Annotated in this window: 16 protein-coding genes; 13 read left to right on the top strand and 3 right to left on the bottom strand. The window is 48.5% G+C overall.

Annotated elements, in window-relative coordinates:
- The first annotated feature begins 285 nt into the window (after positions 1 to 285).
- From alaS to ACFO4L_RS16695, 9 genes are all read left to right on the top strand, one after another.
- Positions 286 to 2916, top strand: coding sequence for an alanine--tRNA ligase (gene alaS, locus ACFO4L_RS16735; protein ID WP_377910808.1), 2631 nt, complete (start codon positions 286 to 288; stop codon positions 2914 to 2916).
- Positions 2917 to 3045: 129 nt separating this feature from the next.
- Positions 3046 to 3312 (top strand): IreB family regulatory phosphoprotein, encoded by a 267-nt coding sequence (locus tag ACFO4L_RS16730; RefSeq protein ID WP_377910807.1) that lies wholly within the window; start codon positions 3046 to 3048, stop codon positions 3310 to 3312.
- Positions 3309 to 3719 carry a Holliday junction resolvase RuvX gene (gene ruvX / locus ACFO4L_RS16725; RefSeq protein ID WP_377910806.1) on the top strand — a complete coding sequence of 137 codons (411 nt, stop codon included), beginning with the start codon at positions 3309 to 3311 and terminating at the stop codon, positions 3717 to 3719. Before ACFO4L_RS16730 ends, ruvX begins: the two co-directional genes overlap by 4 nt.
- A gap of 16 nt (positions 3720 to 3735) precedes the next feature.
- Positions 3736 to 4053 (top strand): DUF1292 domain-containing protein, encoded by a 318-nt coding sequence (locus ACFO4L_RS16720; protein WP_377910805.1) that lies wholly within the window; start codon positions 3736 to 3738, stop codon positions 4051 to 4053.
- A 147-nt stretch (positions 4054 to 4200) separates the two neighbouring features.
- Entirely contained in the window at positions 4201 to 5328 is a 1128-nt protein-coding gene (mltG, locus tag ACFO4L_RS16715) for an endolytic transglycosylase MltG (RefSeq protein ID WP_377910804.1), read from the top strand.
- 71 nt (positions 5329 to 5399) lie between these two features.
- A complete protein-coding gene (locus ACFO4L_RS16710; RefSeq protein WP_377910803.1) occupies positions 5400 to 6044 on the top strand; it encodes an O-methyltransferase in 645 nt (214 codons plus the stop codon).
- 59 nt (positions 6045 to 6103) lie between these two features.
- A complete protein-coding gene (gene udk, locus ACFO4L_RS16705; protein ID WP_377910802.1) occupies positions 6104 to 6739 on the top strand; it encodes a uridine kinase in 636 nt (211 codons plus the stop codon).
- A gap of 182 nt (positions 6740 to 6921) precedes the next feature.
- On the top strand, positions 6922 to 7392 hold the full coding sequence (gene greA / locus ACFO4L_RS16700; RefSeq protein ID WP_377910801.1) for a transcription elongation factor GreA: 471 nt from the start codon (positions 6922 to 6924) through the stop codon (positions 7390 to 7392).
- Between the two features lie 194 nt (positions 7393 to 7586).
- Positions 7587 to 8348, top strand: coding sequence for a YrrS family protein (locus tag ACFO4L_RS16695; protein ID WP_377910800.1), 762 nt, complete (start codon positions 7587 to 7589; stop codon positions 8346 to 8348).
- Between the two features lie 701 nt (positions 8349 to 9049).
- Here ACFO4L_RS16695 and ACFO4L_RS16690 read toward each other — a convergent pair.
- A complete protein-coding gene (locus ACFO4L_RS16690; protein WP_377910799.1) occupies positions 9050 to 9256 on the bottom strand; it encodes a DUF2536 family protein in 207 nt (68 codons plus the stop codon).
- 313 nt (positions 9257 to 9569) lie between these two features.
- On the opposite strand from ACFO4L_RS16690, the gene mtnN reads away from it, so the two are divergent.
- Complete coding sequence (mtnN, locus tag ACFO4L_RS16685) at positions 9570 to 10280, top strand: 5'-methylthioadenosine/S-adenosylhomocysteine nucleosidase (protein ID WP_377910798.1); 711 nt, start codon at positions 9570 to 9572, stop codon at positions 10278 to 10280.
- Between the two features lie 105 nt (positions 10281 to 10385).
- On the opposite strand, the gene ACFO4L_RS16680 is transcribed toward mtnN, so the two are convergent.
- Positions 10386 to 11027 (bottom strand): NUDIX hydrolase, encoded by a 642-nt coding sequence (locus ACFO4L_RS16680; RefSeq protein WP_377910797.1) that lies wholly within the window; start codon positions 11025 to 11027, stop codon positions 10386 to 10388.
- A 106-nt stretch (positions 11028 to 11133) separates the two neighbouring features.
- Between ACFO4L_RS16680 and ACFO4L_RS16675 the strand changes: the two genes are divergently transcribed.
- Positions 11134 to 11373: an HPr family phosphocarrier protein gene (locus ACFO4L_RS16675; protein ID WP_377910796.1), complete on the top strand. Its 240-nt coding sequence runs from the start codon at positions 11134 to 11136 to the stop codon at positions 11371 to 11373.
- Positions 11374 to 11440: 67 nt separating this feature from the next.
- On the opposite strand, the gene ACFO4L_RS16670 is transcribed toward ACFO4L_RS16675, so the two are convergent.
- Positions 11441 to 13363 carry a prolyl oligopeptidase family serine peptidase gene (locus ACFO4L_RS16670; protein ID WP_377910795.1) on the bottom strand — a complete coding sequence of 641 codons (1923 nt, stop codon included), beginning with the start codon at positions 13361 to 13363 and terminating at the stop codon, positions 11441 to 11443.
- 155 nt (positions 13364 to 13518) lie between these two features.
- Here ACFO4L_RS16670 and ACFO4L_RS16665 point away from each other — a divergent pair, with 155 nt between their 5' ends.
- Both ACFO4L_RS16665 and ACFO4L_RS16660 read left to right on the top strand, forming a co-directional pair.
- Positions 13519 to 15189: a glycoside hydrolase family 13 protein gene (locus tag ACFO4L_RS16665; RefSeq protein WP_377910794.1), complete on the top strand. Its 1671-nt coding sequence runs from the start codon at positions 13519 to 13521 to the stop codon at positions 15187 to 15189.
- Positions 15190 to 15785: 596 nt separating this feature from the next.
- Positions 15786 to 16760: an aldo/keto reductase gene (locus tag ACFO4L_RS16660; RefSeq protein ID WP_377910793.1), complete on the top strand. Its 975-nt coding sequence runs from the start codon at positions 15786 to 15788 to the stop codon at positions 16758 to 16760.
- Positions 16761 to 16788: the final 28 nt, after the last annotated feature.

Genomic DNA, 16788 nt, shown 5'->3' with positions numbered 1-16788 from the left:
GAAAGTATCTCTATAATATGTATCGGATATAAACTAAGACGATGAAGGAGAATGCTGCAGCAGCCCTCTGCCAGAGAAGGACTTCCATGGCTGGAAGAAGTCTTCAGAGAAGCGCTGCAGCTGCTGCTCCCGAGTGCAGGATAAACCCTGCCGGCACGTGCCCGTTACGCACTTTTGAGCGACAGACATACGTCTGTAACAAGGGTGGTACCGCGAGCATCTCGTCCCTGGCAAGAAGCCGGGAGACGGGATTTTTTTATGCAAACTGCGAGGAGGAGATGAACGATGAAACAATTGACATCTGCACAGGTCAGACAAATGTATCTCGATTTCTTTAAAGAAAAACAGCACGCAGTGGAGCCGAGTGCTTCGCTCGTTCCGCATGAGGATCCGTCTCTGCTCTGGATCAACAGCGGGGTCGCCACGTTAAAAAAATACTTCGATGGTCGAGTGATCCCTGATAACCCGCGTATCGTTAATGCACAAAAATCAATCCGTACAAATGATATTGAAAATGTCGGGAAAACAGCAAGGCATCACACATTTTTCGAAATGCTCGGCAATTTCTCGATCGGCGAATATTTCAAAAAAGAAGCGATTCATTGGGCATGGGAATTTCTGACCGACGAAAAATGGATCGGATTTGATCCGGAAAAGCTTGCCGTGACGATTTATCCGGAGGATGACGAGGCATTTCAGATCTGGCACGAAGAGGTCGGTCTTCCAGAAGAGCGCATTATCAGACTCGAGGAAAATTTCTGGGACATCGGGGAAGGCCCGTGCGGACCAAATACTGAGATTTTCTACGACCGAGGACCTGCGTACGGCGATGATCCAACTGATCCGGAAATGTTCCCAGGCGGAGAAAATGAACGTCACTTGGAGATTTGGAACCTGGTGTTTTCCCAGTTTAACCATAACAGCGACGGAAGCTACACGCCGCTTCCAAAGAAAAATATTGATACCGGCATGGGACTGGAGCGGATGGTCTCTGTCATTCAGGACGCTAAAACGAATTTCGACACAGACCTGTTTGTTCCGATCATTCGTGAAACGGCCTCCATTTCCGGTAAAGAATACGGCCGTGACAGCGAAATGGATACAGCATTTAAAGTAGTGGCTGACCATATCCGTACCGTAACGTTTGCAGTCGGAGACGGAGCACTCCCATCTAATGAAGGCCGTGGATATGTCCTGAGAAGGTTACTGCGCCGCGCAGTCCGGTATGCGAAAACGCTCGGTATTAACGAACCGTTTATGTACCGCCTTGTTCCGGTCGTTGGTGAAATAATGAAAGATTTCTATCCGGAAGTCCTGCAAAAGTCCGAATTCATTCAAAAGGTCGTCAAAAACGAAGAGGAGCGTTTTCACGAAACGCTTCATGAAGGGCTGACAATGCTGCAGCAGATGATCGCCGATGCTAAAGCTTCCGGCAGCGAAACGCTGGATGGACCAGGCATGTTTAAGCTTTATGATACGTACGGGTTCCCGGTTGATTTAACCGAGGAGTACGCAGAAGAGGCAGGATTAAAAGCAGATCGGGATGGGTTCGAGATTGAAATGGCGAAACAGCGGGATCGCGCCCGTGCAGCTCGGCAGGACTCTGGTTCCATGCAGCAGCAGGATGAAGTGCTCGGTGCTATTACAGAGCCATCCGTCTTTACGGGGTATCATGCTTTATCAGCTGATACGACTGTTACTGCCATTGTGAAAGATGGGGCACGCACGGATATGGCCGGAGAAGGAGACCGTATTCATCTGATGCTTTCAGAAACACCTTTTTATGCGGAGAGCGGTGGACAGACTGCAGATACCGGCCTGATTAAAAGCAGCCGCGGAGAATTGGAAATTACGGATGTTCAAAAGGCGCCAAACGGCCAGCATCTGCACGAAGCGACAGTCCTTTCCGGTACTGTCTCAACTGGAGCAGAAGTGACTGCTGAGGTGGAAGGAAAACGTCGGCGAGACATCATTAAAAATCATTCTGCCACCCACTTGATGCATCAGGCACTAAAGGATGTATTAGGGGAGCACGTCAATCAGGCTGGATCATTAGTGGAGCCAGGCAGACTGCGATTCGACTTTTCCCACTTTGGACCTGTCAGCACAGAGGAAAAAGAGAAAATAGAAGCAATCGTCAACGAGAAAATCTGGAACGGGATTTCGGTTGAGATTTTTGAAACGAGTCTGGAGCAGGCGAAAGAGATGGGCGCTATGGCGTTATTTGGCGAGAAATATTCCAGCAGCGTACGCGTCGTGCAAATGGAAAACTACAGCCTGGAGCTTTGCGGGGGCTGCCACGTAGCCTCCACTGCCGAGATCGGACTGTTCAAAATCGTCTCGGAAGGAGGTATCGGCGCCGGCATCAGACGAATAGAAGCAGTCACTGGCCAAAAAGCTTATGAATATATGAAAGAACGGGAGAATGTGCTTCTGCAGACAGCAGCTTCGCTGAAAACAAGTGCCGAAGAAGTTCCGCAGCGCGTATCGATGCTTCAGCAGCAGCTGCGTGATGCAGAAAAGGAAAACGAATCTCTTACGTCCCGAATCAGCCGGATCGAAGCGACAGCTATTCTGGATCGAGTTGAGTATGTGAACGGCGTTCCGGTTCTGGCAGAGCAGGTTCAAGCGCCGGATATGAATGCGCTGAGAAGCCTTGCTGATTCATTGAGAGAGAAGATGGACTCCGGGATTTTAGTACTCGGTGCATCGCATGGCGGAAAAGTCAGCTTTGTCGCAGCTGTATCTCCTGATCTTGTACAGGAAGGCTATCATGCTGGAAAGCTCATCAAGGAAGTCGCGGCTGTCTGCGGCGGAGGCGGCGGAGGCCGGCCTGACATGGCGCAGGCTGGAGCGAAAGACGCTTCAAAAATTCCGGAAGCACTGAATAAAGTGTCAGAAATTGTGACAGCATAGAGGAGAAGCATGTACTTCTCTTGCAATTCGTACTAGAATAGAATCAAAGCCGGCATGCCCGCTTCTTATAAGCTGCGGGCTGACCCGGGCATGGAAAACAATCCGGCACGATAGAAAGGCGGGAAAGCAATGAGTTCCATGGACAAAACAATGAAATTCAACTTTAATGACGATTCAATGGACAGACAGGTCCGCGAAGTGCTCGAGAGCGTATACGGATCATTGGAGGAGAAAGGGTATAATCCGATCAATCAAATTGTCGGCTACCTTCTGTCCGGCGATCCTGCATACATTCCGCGCCACAACGATGCACGTACGATGATTCGCAGGCTGGAACGGGATGAAATGATTGAAGCCCTCGTCCGGTCTTACTTGAAGGATGGACAAAACAAATGAGAACAGCAGGTCTGGATGTCGGCACGAAAACGATCGGCGTCGCTGTAAGCGATGCCTTCGGCTGGACCGCCCAGGGTGTGAAAACAGTCCGTCGAACAGAGGAAGAGGCCGATTTACGTGAGCTGAAACAGCTTTTCAACGAGCACGACGTTTCAACGGTCGTTGTCGGGCTTCCGAAAAACATGAACGGAACCCTCGGTCCCAGTGCCGAACTCTGCATGGCGTTTGCAGAGAAGGTGAGAAGGGAATTAGAGTTACCCGTAGAGATGTGGGATGAACGTCTGTCGACTTCCGCAGCGGAAAAGATGCTGGTCGGTGCAGACGTCAGCCGCAAGAAACGGAAAAAAGTAATCGATAAAATGGCTGCTGTGATGATTTTACAAAATTATCTCGACAGCAGACCGTAAAGGAGCGATTGAGACGATGGCAGATTCCGATCTGAAAATCAGAAAGCCTGCTGAGGATGATAACCGGATCATTATTCCGGATCAGGAAACAGGCGACGAGCACCTATTTGAAAAGGTGCTGGAATTCGATAACCCGCAGACAGGTCACTCTTATGTGCTGATTGCACCGGAGGGAACCGGAGAATCAGACGAAGACGAAGTAGAGGTGCACGCCTTCCGTTATGAGGATACTGGAGGCGAAGATCTCTCTCTCTTCCCAATTGAAACGGAAGAGGAATGGGATATGGTCCAGGAAGTATTCAATACGATCCAAGATATGGACGAGGATCAGTAAAATATAAGCAGCCTGCAGGATAAAGCAGGGCGGTTCCGGAAGCAGGCTGCTTCAGGGGGGCCGCTCTGTTTTGTGTGACAGCTGTCCAGCGCAGTTTTGTCGGTGGACATGTATTCGTGTTCACCGGGCTGGGAGGGAGAGAATGGGATGACAGAATTATCAAAAGAAGAAAAAAAGCAGCAGCGCCGTGAACAGCATCAGAAGCTGCTGCAGGAGAGACGAAAGGAAGCAGGACTCGTCCGAAAAATTGTCTTTTCATTGCTTGTACTTATGATTCTTGTTGCAGCCGCGGTCGCGTTCGGATCGTATCAATACGTAATGGCTTCTCTCGGCCCGGTGGATGAGGAAGAACCAGAACAAGTTGAGGTGGAAATTCCAATTGGCTCCGGTACAGATACGATAGCAGGAGTTCTGGAAGAGAATGGAGTTATATCCAGTTCAACGATGTTCCGGTATTATGTACGATTCCAGAATGAGAGCGGCTTTCAGGCAGGGACGTATCAGCTCTCCACCGCTATGAGCGTAGATGACATCATAGAAGAGCTGAAGGAAGGCTCCGTTCAGGAAGAATATGCACTTTCCTTTACTATTCCGGAAGGGTTCTGGGCGGAAGAAATTTTTGCACGTGCAGCTGATGAATCTGGCTTGGAGGTAGAAGAACTCATCGGCACGGCCCGTGATGAAGACTATTTGAATGAACTGATTGAGCAGTATGACATGCTGACAGAAGAAATACTGGATGAGGATCTGCGTGAACCTCTTGAAGGCTACCTCTTCCCGGCGCGCTACGATTTCCTGGAGGAAACCCCGCAGCCAGAGGAGATTATTGAGACAATGCTGGACCGGATGCAGGCGGAATTGAACGCAGCCTTGACAGGTGAGAGTGACTATACAATTCATGAGCTGCTTACGGCGGCCTCCATTATTGAGGGTGAGGCGCAGAATGATGAAGAGCGGCCGATGATTTCCGGAGTGATTGAAAACCGGATGCGCGTGCCAATGCCGCTGCAGATGGATCCTACTGTATCCTATGCGCACGGGGAAAGACTTTCACGTACGTTTAACGAAGATACCGAAATTGAATCACCTTATAACACGTACAATCAAACCGGTCTGCCTGCAGGACCGATCAACAATCCGGGAGTAGCTTCCATTCAGGCTGTCGAAAACCCGGAGGAACACAGCTATCTCTACTTTTATCACTCCCCAGAGGGAGACATTTATTTCAACGAAACGTATGAGCAGCACCAGCAGACGGTGGGGCAATATCAGTAGGAAGTTGTTTTGACACTCGAAAAACCCCGTGATAAAATAATCCGGGCTGTTAACGAAGGAGTTTTTTACAGATGCAGCAGGATGCCTTAAAAACCTATCTGACAGAGCTGATTCCGTCTACCAGCGGATTTTCAGCTGAGCTGGAACAGGACGCGCTTCGTCGTTATATTCCAGTCATGGATCGGGAAGCGCTGCATGCGTTGATTACGCTGCTGCAAATGAACGGCACTTCCCGCATCCTGGAAATCGGTACGGCCGTCGGCTACTCTGCTATTCGGCTATTGGAAGAACTGCCGGACCTTGAAGTGATCTCCATTGAGAGAGACAGCGAACGCGCTGCAGAAGCAGAAATGAATGTGAAGAAGGCCGGCGTTGCTGAACGATTCCGGCTCATCAAGGGTGATGCGTTGGAAACCGCTGCAAAAGCAGCTGAATACGGGCCGTTTGATGCGCTGTTTATTGATGCAGCGAAAGGCAGCTATGAGGCTTTTTTCAGGACCTATGAACCGATGGTAAAGCCCGGCGGTCTGATTGCCGCTGATAACGTGCTGTTTAGAGGCTACGTGCCGGGCACTGAGGAGCCAGAGTCCCACAGATTCATCAACATGTCAGACAGACTGCGTGCGTTTAACGCAAGTCTGATGGCATCTGAACAGTTCCAGACGATGATCCTGCCAGTAGGTGACGGTCTGCTTGCAGCGTGCAAACGGAATTAAACAGATCAGTTGACATGTAAATTATACTCTTGTACTATGACGTGAAAGGAATCGCCATTATGCACAATAAACCCATTATTATCGGAGTCACAGGGGGCTCCGGCTCTGGAAAAACAACCGTAGCGAATGAAGTATACAATCAGTTTCCAGAGCATTCCATTCTGATGATTGAGCAGGATGCGTATTATAAAGATCAGACACATCTGCCAATGGAAGAGCGCTTAAAAACGAACTATGACCATCCGCTGGCATTCGATAACGATTTATTAATTGAACATCTTCATCAGCTGATGAAAGGTGAAGCTGTTGATAAGCCGGTTTATGACTATGCCAATCACACGCGGGCAGAGCGCGTTATTCCCGTGCAGCCGCGAGATGTCATTATTCTTGAAGGAATCATGATCCTAGAAGACAGCAGGCTTCGTGATTTGATGGATATTAAGCTGTTTGTCGATACTGATTCAGATATGCGGATCATCAGACGACTGCTGAGAGACATCAATGAACGAGGCAGAACCATTGACAGTGTCATTGATCAATACACCTCTGTCGTAAGACCAATGCACCTGCAGTTTATTGAGCCGACTAAGCGATATGCTGATATTATCGTTCCTGAAGGCGGTCATAACCACGTGGCGATTGACTTAATGGTAACGAAAATAAAAACCATTCTAGAGGAAAAGTCCATGTTATAAAGCCTATTGGCAGAAAGGACTTTTTTCTATATAATGACAATTGTAACGCAGGATAAGACTTTCATTTTTGTAACGTATTTCCGGCGTCCCGGTGCTGAATGCGCCGGGCGCTTCCCTGTATATACGGTGACTTATTTTTGAAAACGCTGCCTGCCAGATTTGTGTGAAGGAGAGGAACACCTATGACAGAAGAAAAGCATTATATGACGGAGGAAGGTAAAGAGAAGCTTGAGAAAGAGCTGGAGCTTCTTAAGACAGAAAGACGTAAAGAAGTCGTCGAGCGAATCAAAGTAGCAAGAAGCTTTGGCGATCTCTCTGAAAACTCTGAATATGACTCTGCCAAGGAAGAGCAGGCGTTTGTTGAAGGCCGTATTCAACAGCTGGAATCGATGATCCGTAACGCAGAGATCATCGAGGAAGATACGAACACATCTTCTGTCCAGGTTGGAAAAACGGTTAAATTCAAGGAGCTTCCAGATGGCGATGAGGAAGAATATACGATTGTCGGCCGCGCGGAAGCAGATCCGCTGGAAGGGAAGATCTCCAACGATTCGCCAATGGCTAAAAGCCTGTTTGGCCGAGAGATCGGGGAGCAGGTAATCGTATCAACGCCAGGCGGCGATATGAAAGTTGAAATTATTGAGATTTACTAAACCACAGACCGGTCTGCCATCAGAGGCGACCGGTTTTGGTATGTGCAGCGAAACTATGTAAAAATACCGGAGCACAGCCGTAAAAGTCCTAAATAAAGAAAAAAACCGTCGAATAGGAAGAAAGGTTATCGAATTATCTGCACGGATCATCTATAATAAAAGGAAAAGAGTGGGCGAAGGAGGAGTGTTTCAACGTGAGCAAACAAATTCCGCAGCGTCAAAACGTGAAAAAGAAACAGCGTATGAACTCGATATTAAATATATCCATTGGTCTCGTAGCACTGCTGATCGTGGTCGTCAGCGTCAGCCTCTTTACAGGCGTCAGCGATGAAGCAGCTGAACAAGATGGTGCGTCTCAGGAGGTAGCCGACTCGGCTGATAACGGGGATATCAACCTGAACGGCGGCGAAAACGAGAATTCGAATGAGAATGAATCGATTAACATCGATTTAAATAATGAGGAAAATGAGAACAACGAAGCTGAGAACAACGCTTCGAATGAAACAAACACAAATGAGAACAATGCGAACGACAGCAATGAGAATAACGCTAATAACGACAATAACGACGCTAACGAAAACAATTCGAATGACCGCGGCGGAAACGAAGCCGATCTGACGGAAAATGATGATGCCTATAATACGGATCAAAACGGGGACTGGGGACCGATTGGGACGGTCCAGGAAGAACCGTTCGAACCTGTTTTTGACCGCAGTCACGTGAACTGGGACGAAATGGTTCGTGCTATCGTCTATGCAGCAGATCTGCCGAATGACGAAGATGATCTGATTATTTGGAGACTGGAGAACGGTGGAAGTCCTCAAACAGCAGTCGGTACAGTTAGTGAACGAGGTACTGATTACAGTAATCCTTATCAGGTGGAGCTTGAATGGGTTGAAAACGAAGGCTGGATGCCGGTCGATGTGGATCGACTCTCTTCCAATCCTTATAATTAACAGCTATACGAACGATAACAGCCGCCCGGCACATTTACGCCGGGCGGCTTTCAGGCTTTTGAGAAAGTCAAACAGCCTACATGAATATTCGATTGATTGACTTTCCCCTCTGTTTACCGAGCCTGCCGTGGGCTTGCCCTTCAGCTATTTCTCAGGGTGACCCCTGTATGAAGGGAAGAAAGGCACGGATTCACTCGGACTCAGGCTTCTTACAAGAAGCCTTCAAGACCCAGTCCGGCTCCGCTCGTGCGTGGATGCCGTTTGCAGATCTGAACGGCACGGCATCTTCAGGCTTCGCGGCTTCGACGTCCCCGCCGGACACAAAGGGGAAATGGATTTGTTTAATGGAGAAAAACGTTCCAATCGCTGGACGCTGCGGCTTTTTTTGGTGGATACGTTGACGTTCATCCCGATTCGACACCGAAGCGCTGCCTAACGAAAGGTTCCCTCTAGATGGAACAAGCTCGTGTGAATCATCACCAGGGTTTCAACCGGACAGCCAGCTGCTAAATCGGGGGAAACTCGACTCCCGAGAGGATCAGAACGAGGCGAAGATCCGGCGGACGAAAGGAAGAAGCGGTTAGCGGAGGCCGTTCCCGCCGGAAAGCGAGGGTCCGCAGATGCAGGCAGATGCAAGGCCATTCACCTGAAATGACGTTATCAACACTCTGAAAGCCGCCGCAACAGAAGACTGCAGGCTGTTACTTTTTTTGTTTAAAATGGACCATCGCTGTTACGTAAGGTCGCTTATCCTGTACATGTACAGTCTCATAAGCGACGTGGTGAACCTCTAGCATGAGCGTGCTGTTTGCATCAATTTTTTGCTGTATAGCGGATTCCAGAGACGTAAAATCAGCTTCCTGAAAAAACTCAATTTTATCATGAATGGAATCTGGGGTAATAAACATGGTCAATTTCTCCTTTCCGAAAAGCGTACTCCGTTAGTATAATCGAAATCGCGCAAAGGTTAAACGGATTTTCGCTTCAAGACAATTTGTATAAGGCCGATTCAGAAGCTGGGCAGGGGAACGTTCCTCATTTAAACAGCTTTCCACAAAGAGACCGAAAGGGTTGTTCTAAATAATTGACGTATTTTCCTGAGAAACACAGGTACCTCTGGGATGAATTCGTCCATTCCTGCAGGTGAAGACTGGTTGCTCTGCGGCCGGTCGTACGTTAAGATAGTAAAAGTTGCAAAGAGAGACTGAAGGAGCGATAGGGATGCGAATAGGTGTAATTGGTGCGATGGAGGAAGAAGTTGAGCTGTTGAAAAAGGAAATGGGAGACTATACAGAGACGGTTATAGCCGGCTGTGAATTTTTTGAAGGAAAGCTGCGCGGCGTCGACACCATTATCGGAAAATCCGGCATAGGGAAAGTGAATGCAGCAATCAGTACAACGCTCATGATTCAGCTGTTTTTCCCTGATTATATTATCAACACCGGTTCAGCCGGAGGTTTTCATAAAGAGCTTAAAGTCGGAGATGTCGTCGTGTCAACACAGGTACGCTACAATGATGTGGATGCCACAGTTTTTGGGTACGAATTTGGCCAGGTGCCACGTATGCCTGCTTTTTATGTGCCGGATACCATGCTTGTGGAAACGGCAAAAGAATGTGTTGAAGAAGCTGGTGCGACCGCGGTGGAAGGATTAATCGTATCCGGGGACTCCTTTATCAGCAGCGATGAGCAGACGACGCTGATCCGCAGCCGCTTTGCGGACCCGTATGCATCTGAAATGGAAGCTGGGGCTATCTCACATGTTTGTCATCAGTTTGAGATTCCATTTGTTATTATCCGTGCCTTATCGGACATTGCCGGACAGGATGCACGCGTTTCGTATGATCAGTTTCTGGAAACGGCTTCTGTCAACTCGGCCAACATGGTGCTTCTAATGCTTGAAGACCTGCGCCGTAAAAACAACGCTTTATAAGGACTATGTAGTGGACGGACTGATATACTGCTTTAATGACCCGGCGGTCCCTTCACCGCCGGGTCATTAAAGTTCGTGGAACCGTCATTCTATTGACAACCGATGCTATAACGTTTTCTTCAATGATTCTGCTTTTTTAACCTCATCCAGCGCATGTGTTAATATGCGGGCAGTTAGTCCCCAAATGGTGTACTGCTGGTAGTGGTAAAAGTGCTCCTGCACGCTCCCTTTTCCCCAAGGATACTGTCTTCCCTTAGGGATGAGATGGTATGGGAAGCTTTCTGAAGGCTCCACTGCAATATGAACGGGATGTGTTTCCGGGGCAGTTGCAAGGAGATGGCTTACCGGAACGGTAAACACCTCTGCAACCTCCTGCTCATTTGGCTGAATCGCAGCGTCCTCATCAATGCGCCCGAAAAAAGGATAAATAATAGATCGCATTGGTGTAATCATATAGTCGAGTTCTCCATAATAGGTAATCTGAGAAGGGAGGACCCCTGTTTCTTCTGCAAGCTCACGCATCCCGGCTTGAGCAGGCGATGGATCGGTGCTGTCTACTTTACCGCCGGGAAAGCAGATCTCCCCCGGCTGCGGCACGTGCGGAGACCGGACTTCGAATAAAAAGTGATCCTCCCCCGAGCGGCGGATGACCGGTACAAATACGGCATATTCGCGATATTGTTCCGCGTGCAAAATATCGGCTTTGCGCTGTTGAAAATATTGCTGCAGTCTGTCCAACGGACTCACACCCTTTCCTGCTATTAGTTTACCATGACGATTTATTGAAAGAAAAACTTGGAACCTCCTTTTTAGTAAGCTATACTATAAAAAATACATAAGGAGGCGTGCACACATGAAACTGATTGTTAAAAAGCCGGTATTTGGGGAAACCGCAAGCACATTTGTTAACCGTTTAGGAGAGTACGAGGATACCGTGCTGATTCGTAAAGACCACTGGGTCATTGACGCTAAGAGCCTGCTCGGTGTTCTGGCAGTATCTCTGCAGCCGGGCGATGAAATTGAACTGGATTTTTCAGGAGAGCCTGATCAACAGGCCATTCAACAGTTTAAAGACCAGGGGATCTTCGAATAATTTATCCCGATTCAATTAAAAGCCATTCAGGAACATTCCTGAATGGCTTTTGATATATAAATACTGCTTACGTGTTCAGCAGCTGCTCATGAAACCAGTCGCGCAAATAGGTAAGCCGCTGTCTGCGCAGACGCGGATGGCCGCTTCTCGACAGTTCATGATTGGAGTTCGGAAAACGGACAAAGGATACAGGCTTGTTTTGCCGTTTTAAGTGAATATAAAGCTGCTCTGCCTGTTCCATTGGACATCGTAAATCTTCTTCTCCATGCATGATCAGTAAAGGAGTCTGAATGTTGTTGGCATATTTGAGCGGAGAGATTCTCCAGAGCTCGTCCACTCCTTCCGGCGGTACCGTACCATGCTCCCAATCTGTGAAAAAGTAGCCGATATCGCTGACGCCATAAAAACTGATCCAGTTTGAAATACAGCGCAGAGTGGCAGCTGCCTTAAAGCGATCAGAGTGAGCCACGATCCAGTTCGTCATAAAGCCGCCGTAGCTTCCCCCGGTCACCCCAAGCCTGTTTGAATCAATAGAGGAATACTTGGAAACTGTCTCATCTGTAAACATCATCAGGTCATCAAAATCACCGCCGCCGTAATCTCCACGAACGGCATTCACGAAATCTTGTCCATAGCCGTGACTTCCCCGCGGATTCATGTAAAAGACGGATGTTCCTTCAGCAGCCAGTATTTGCATTTCATGGAAAAATGTATTGCCGTACATGGCGTGCGGTCCGCCGTGAATGTGCAAGAGACCTCGTCCATCAGCATGTTCAGGACTAAGCACCCAGCCCTGAAGCTCATATCCATCGCGTTTAAACGTGATCTCTTCAGGTGACAGGAGCTCCACTTGATCCTTCCAGCTCTGTTGAAGCGATGTAAGAGGCTGCAGCTCTCCTTTGCGTATTAGATACAGTTCTCCTGGACACATAGGCGTACTGACGCCGACAACCATGAGACCGGAATGATCGTGATAAGATGCATCAAAAACGTGGTGGCTGCCTGTTGTTACGGCCGCAATCTCGCCCGACATGGAAACGGTCTTCATATTAACACTGCCCCATGAAGAAACCGGAACGCAGACAGTGTCCTGATGGGTCCAGATCGGCCGTTGATCTGCTGCGGGGCCGCGAATATCACCGATCATCGTATCGGAGAAAGAGCGGTCCAGCGAAGACACTGTTGTCACCAGCTTGCGTGCGTGCAGGTCGTAAAAGGATACGTGACTTTGACCTGCTCCGCGATGTGTCTGATCATGTCCGATAAAGGCGACATAGTGCTCGTCTGGTGAAAAAGAGGCACTGCTGTAGGAGCCATGTGCGATCTTATCAGACTGGCCTGTTTGCCGGTCCAGTATATACAGATCGGAGCCCTGTGTTCCGTCGCCACGTTCATTCGCAGTATACAGAATGCGGGTCCCGTCTTTTGATACATCAAGCAGTGATTTGTCCGCAGCAGATGCTGTCAGCGATGTCCATTCTCCAGTGAGAGGGTCAGATGACATCAGCTGTGTATAGGTGCCTTCGTGCATACCGGCTTTATCAGATTTATAGTCAAGCGTAGTGATGGAGCGTGCGTTGGGCGTATCGTCCTGCTCTGCCGTTTCTTCCATTACAGCTGCGATCAGCTCTTTGCTCTCAGCAGTCCACATCAAGGGTCCGGCACCCGCAGGAAACGTTAGTATTTCCTGTATTCCTCCGCCGTCTGCAGCAATTATGCAAAGTCTTGCTGCTTTCTCATCGGGTTTTCGATAGATAAAGGCGATCTGCTTACCATCATGGGACCAGGCAGGGAATGAAACCGTTCCGGGTCCGAATGTCCATTGCACCGCTTCTGGTTCATCCAGACGCTGCACAAACAGCTGAGAAGCGTAGCGGTCGTCCAGCAGCTGGCGCCGAACGAACAGCACACTTGTCCCGTCCGGAGACAGCTGCGGGTTTTCTACGATAGATAACCGAAATAAGTCTTGAATACCTGCGGGTTGCTTCATTCTATCACTCCTAAACGTATGTATTACCTACACTGTAGCAAAAATTTATTCGAATTGCGAAATAAATAGGGAGTTGTCAAGGTGTGGAAAGATGTGCTAAGGTTTTAGTGCAACCGTTTGCAATAAGGTTTTATACATAAAAGGAGTGCTGCTTTATGTCAGGAAATACACGGCGCTGGTGGAAGGAAAGCGTGGTTTATCAAATATACCCACGAAGCTTTAACGATTCGAATCAGGATGGAATCGGAGATATTCCGGGTATAACAGAGAAGCTGGATTATTTAAAAGAGCTTGGGGTAGATGTTGTATGGCTGAGCCCTGTTTACGACTCTCCAAACGATGACAATGGGTATGATATACGAAGCTACACCACCATCATGGATGAATTCGGCACGATGGAGGATTGGGAAATGCTATTAGCTGAAATGCATAAGCGTGGACTCAAGCTTGTAATGGATCTTGTAGTCAACCACACCTCTGATGAACATGCCTGGTTTGCAGAGTCCCGCTCCTCCAAAGATAATCCGTACCGTGACTATTATATTTGGAGGGAGGGCAAGCAGGACGGTCCTCCTAACAACTGGGAGTCTAACTTCAGCGGCTCTGCCTGGGAATATGACCAGCAGACAGGAGAATATTACCTCCATCTCTTCTCAAAGAAGCAGCCGGATTTAAACTGGGAAAATGATGCTTTGCGGAAAGATGTGTACAGCATGATGAACATGTGGCTCGATAAAGGCGTAGACGGATTTCGCATGGACGTCATTAACTTTCTATCTAAAGAGCCAGGACTTCCTGATAATCCGCACGCTGCTCCTGGAGAGCTTGCATCCGGAGCGGATTTCTTTATGAATGGTCCGCGTATGCATGAATTTCTTCAGGAAATGCACGCGGAGGTTATGGCCGGCCGCGATGTGATGACGGTGGGAGAGATGCCTGGTGTAAATGAGCTGCAGGCGATCGACTACACGGAGGAAGAGCGCAAGGAGCTGAATATGGTCTTTCAGTTCGAACACGTGGATCTCGATTCCGGACCTGGAGGGAAATGGGACGTTCTTCCTTTCAACATGCCGAAGCTCCGTGAAAACTTATCAAAATGGCAGTATGCGCTAATGGAAAAGGGTTGGAACAGCTTGTATTTAAATAACCATGACCAGCCCCGTCTCGTTTCCAGATTTGGTGATGATCAGACCTACTGGTATCAATCTGCTTCCATGCTAGCGATCATGCTGCATATGATGAGAGGAACGCCTTATGTATACCAGGGCGAAGAGCTTGGGATGACGAACGTACGCTTTAAGTCGATTGACGACTACGAGGATATTGAAACGTTAAATATGTACAAAGAAAAGCGCGCCGCCGGCGTATCGCACGATGCACTGATGGAAAAAATATATAGCAAAGGCCGCGACAATGCCCGCACGCCAATGCAGTGGGATGATACTGAACATGCAGGGTTTACGGCAGGAATTCCATGGCTGGCAGTTAACCCGAATTATCCTCGAATAAATGCGGCGCAGGCTCTGAAGGATCCCGATTCCCTGTTTTATGTCTATCAAAAGCTGATCCGCCTACGTAAAGAGCATGATATTATCGTTTACGGAGACTATGAGCTGCTTTATCCAGACAGTGAGACGATTTTTGCATACAAAAGACGTCTTGGTAATAAGCAGCTTACTGTTTGCTGCAGCTTTTCTGATCAAGTCTTGGAACCAGTAGACACAGGAGAGGGAACGGTGCTGATTTCAAACTATCAGCGTAAGACATCCGGCCGAATGTCGTTACAGCCGTATGAGGCTGTTGCCGTTCTTTCTGAAAGAAGCTGAGTAGTTGTCAGATGAGCGTTTACCTGTTAAAATGCTTAAAGAATCGATCTGTAAACGAGGTGAATAATCGTGCAAATTACGAACGAAGCGAAAACGTATATTCAGGAACTGATGAATGAACATCAGGCAGATAACATCAAAATCTTTGCCTCAGGCATGGGCTGAGGAGGCCCTCAGCTTGGACTGGCGCTGGATGCGCCGGCAGAAGATGATATTATCGAAGAAGTAAACGGCATTCAGGTTGCATTTGAAAAAATGGTTCATGAACACACACGTGCGCTGGAGCTTGCGTATAAAGAAACGCAGGACGGCGGCGGACTGGTCATGAACAATAGTGCAAGCGACTGCTGCTAATACACGGTACGCCCCGGGTCAACCCGGGGCGTATTATTTTTATAAACAGGCTGTTAATACGGTGCATACAAGTTTTGAGCTGTTCATCTCTCAAGAAGGCAGAAGACGGTTTATAATGGCGTAAAACGGTATTCAATGCTATCGAAACATGTTAAATTGCCCGCAGGAATGCTTAAGGATCACAAGTGCAATCTGAAACGGAATCGTGATAAAGTAGTGCTAGTAAAGCAGGAGGTGCCGGTATGAATCATGAGAATAGAAAACTCGGAAAAGAGGGACCCATGCTCTCGCCAATTGGAATCGGCTGCTGGCAGTTCAGCCGCGGGGCTAACGCAGTTGGCCGCTATTGGGATGATGTAGAGTCGGAGGACATGCAGGCAATCGTCCGTTCCTCGCTGGCGGGAGGAATCAACTGGTTTGATACAGCAGAGGTTTACGGAAACGGGGCATCGGAACGTGCCCTTGCAGATGCGCTCGATCAGGAAGAGACTGGACTCGATGAGGTTTATATTGCAGATAAATGGTGGCCTGGGGGACGGACGTCCCGTTCTATTGAGAAAACAATTGCGGCAAGGCGCGACGCCTTAAACCAGCGTCCGATCGCGCTTTACCAAATCCATCAGCCGTTTTCTTTTTCTTCTGTGCGCAAGGAGATGGAAGCGATGCTCGCGCTGAAGCGGCGAGGGGAAATCGGAGAAATAGGCGTTTCAAACTTTACTGAAAAGCGAATGCTCGAGGCATACAAAACGCTCCATGCTGAGGGAGTGCCACTTGCTTCCAACCAAATTAAATACAGCCTTCTTGATCGAAAAGCCGAAATAAATGGTCTTTTTGACACGTGCCGGGAGCTTGGAATTTCCATTATTGCATATTCGCCTCTGGAGCAGGGGCTGTTAACAGGCAAATACCATCAGGATCCGGAGGCCATTAAGAAAAAACGTGGTCCGAGAAAATGGATGGGGCGCTTCCGGAGAGGCTATCTCGAAAAAACAGGGCCGCTAATGAAGCTGCTTGAAGAAACAGCAGCAAAATATGAGGCAACAGTCAGCCAGGTAGTTCTGAGCTGGATGATTCAATATCACGGGGATCTCGTGTTTGCTATTCCGGGAGCGTCATCTGAGAAGCATGCAATCGAGCACGCAGGAGCGCTGAGTGTCCGCTTAACCGACGATGAAGCAGAGCAGATATCCAATGCGTCCTGGGACGTGCAGCTTTAACTATCAGTTTTTATGCAGGAGGAACGTA

Source organism: Bacillus daqingensis, assembly GCF_042654445.1.
In the GTDB taxonomy this organism is placed as follows: domain Bacteria; phylum Bacillota; class Bacilli; order Bacillales; family Salisediminibacteriaceae; genus Alkalicoccus; species Alkalicoccus luteus.
The sequence above is the reverse complement of the archived record's forward strand: the minus strand, read 5'-3'. Positions and strand labels throughout refer to the sequence as shown.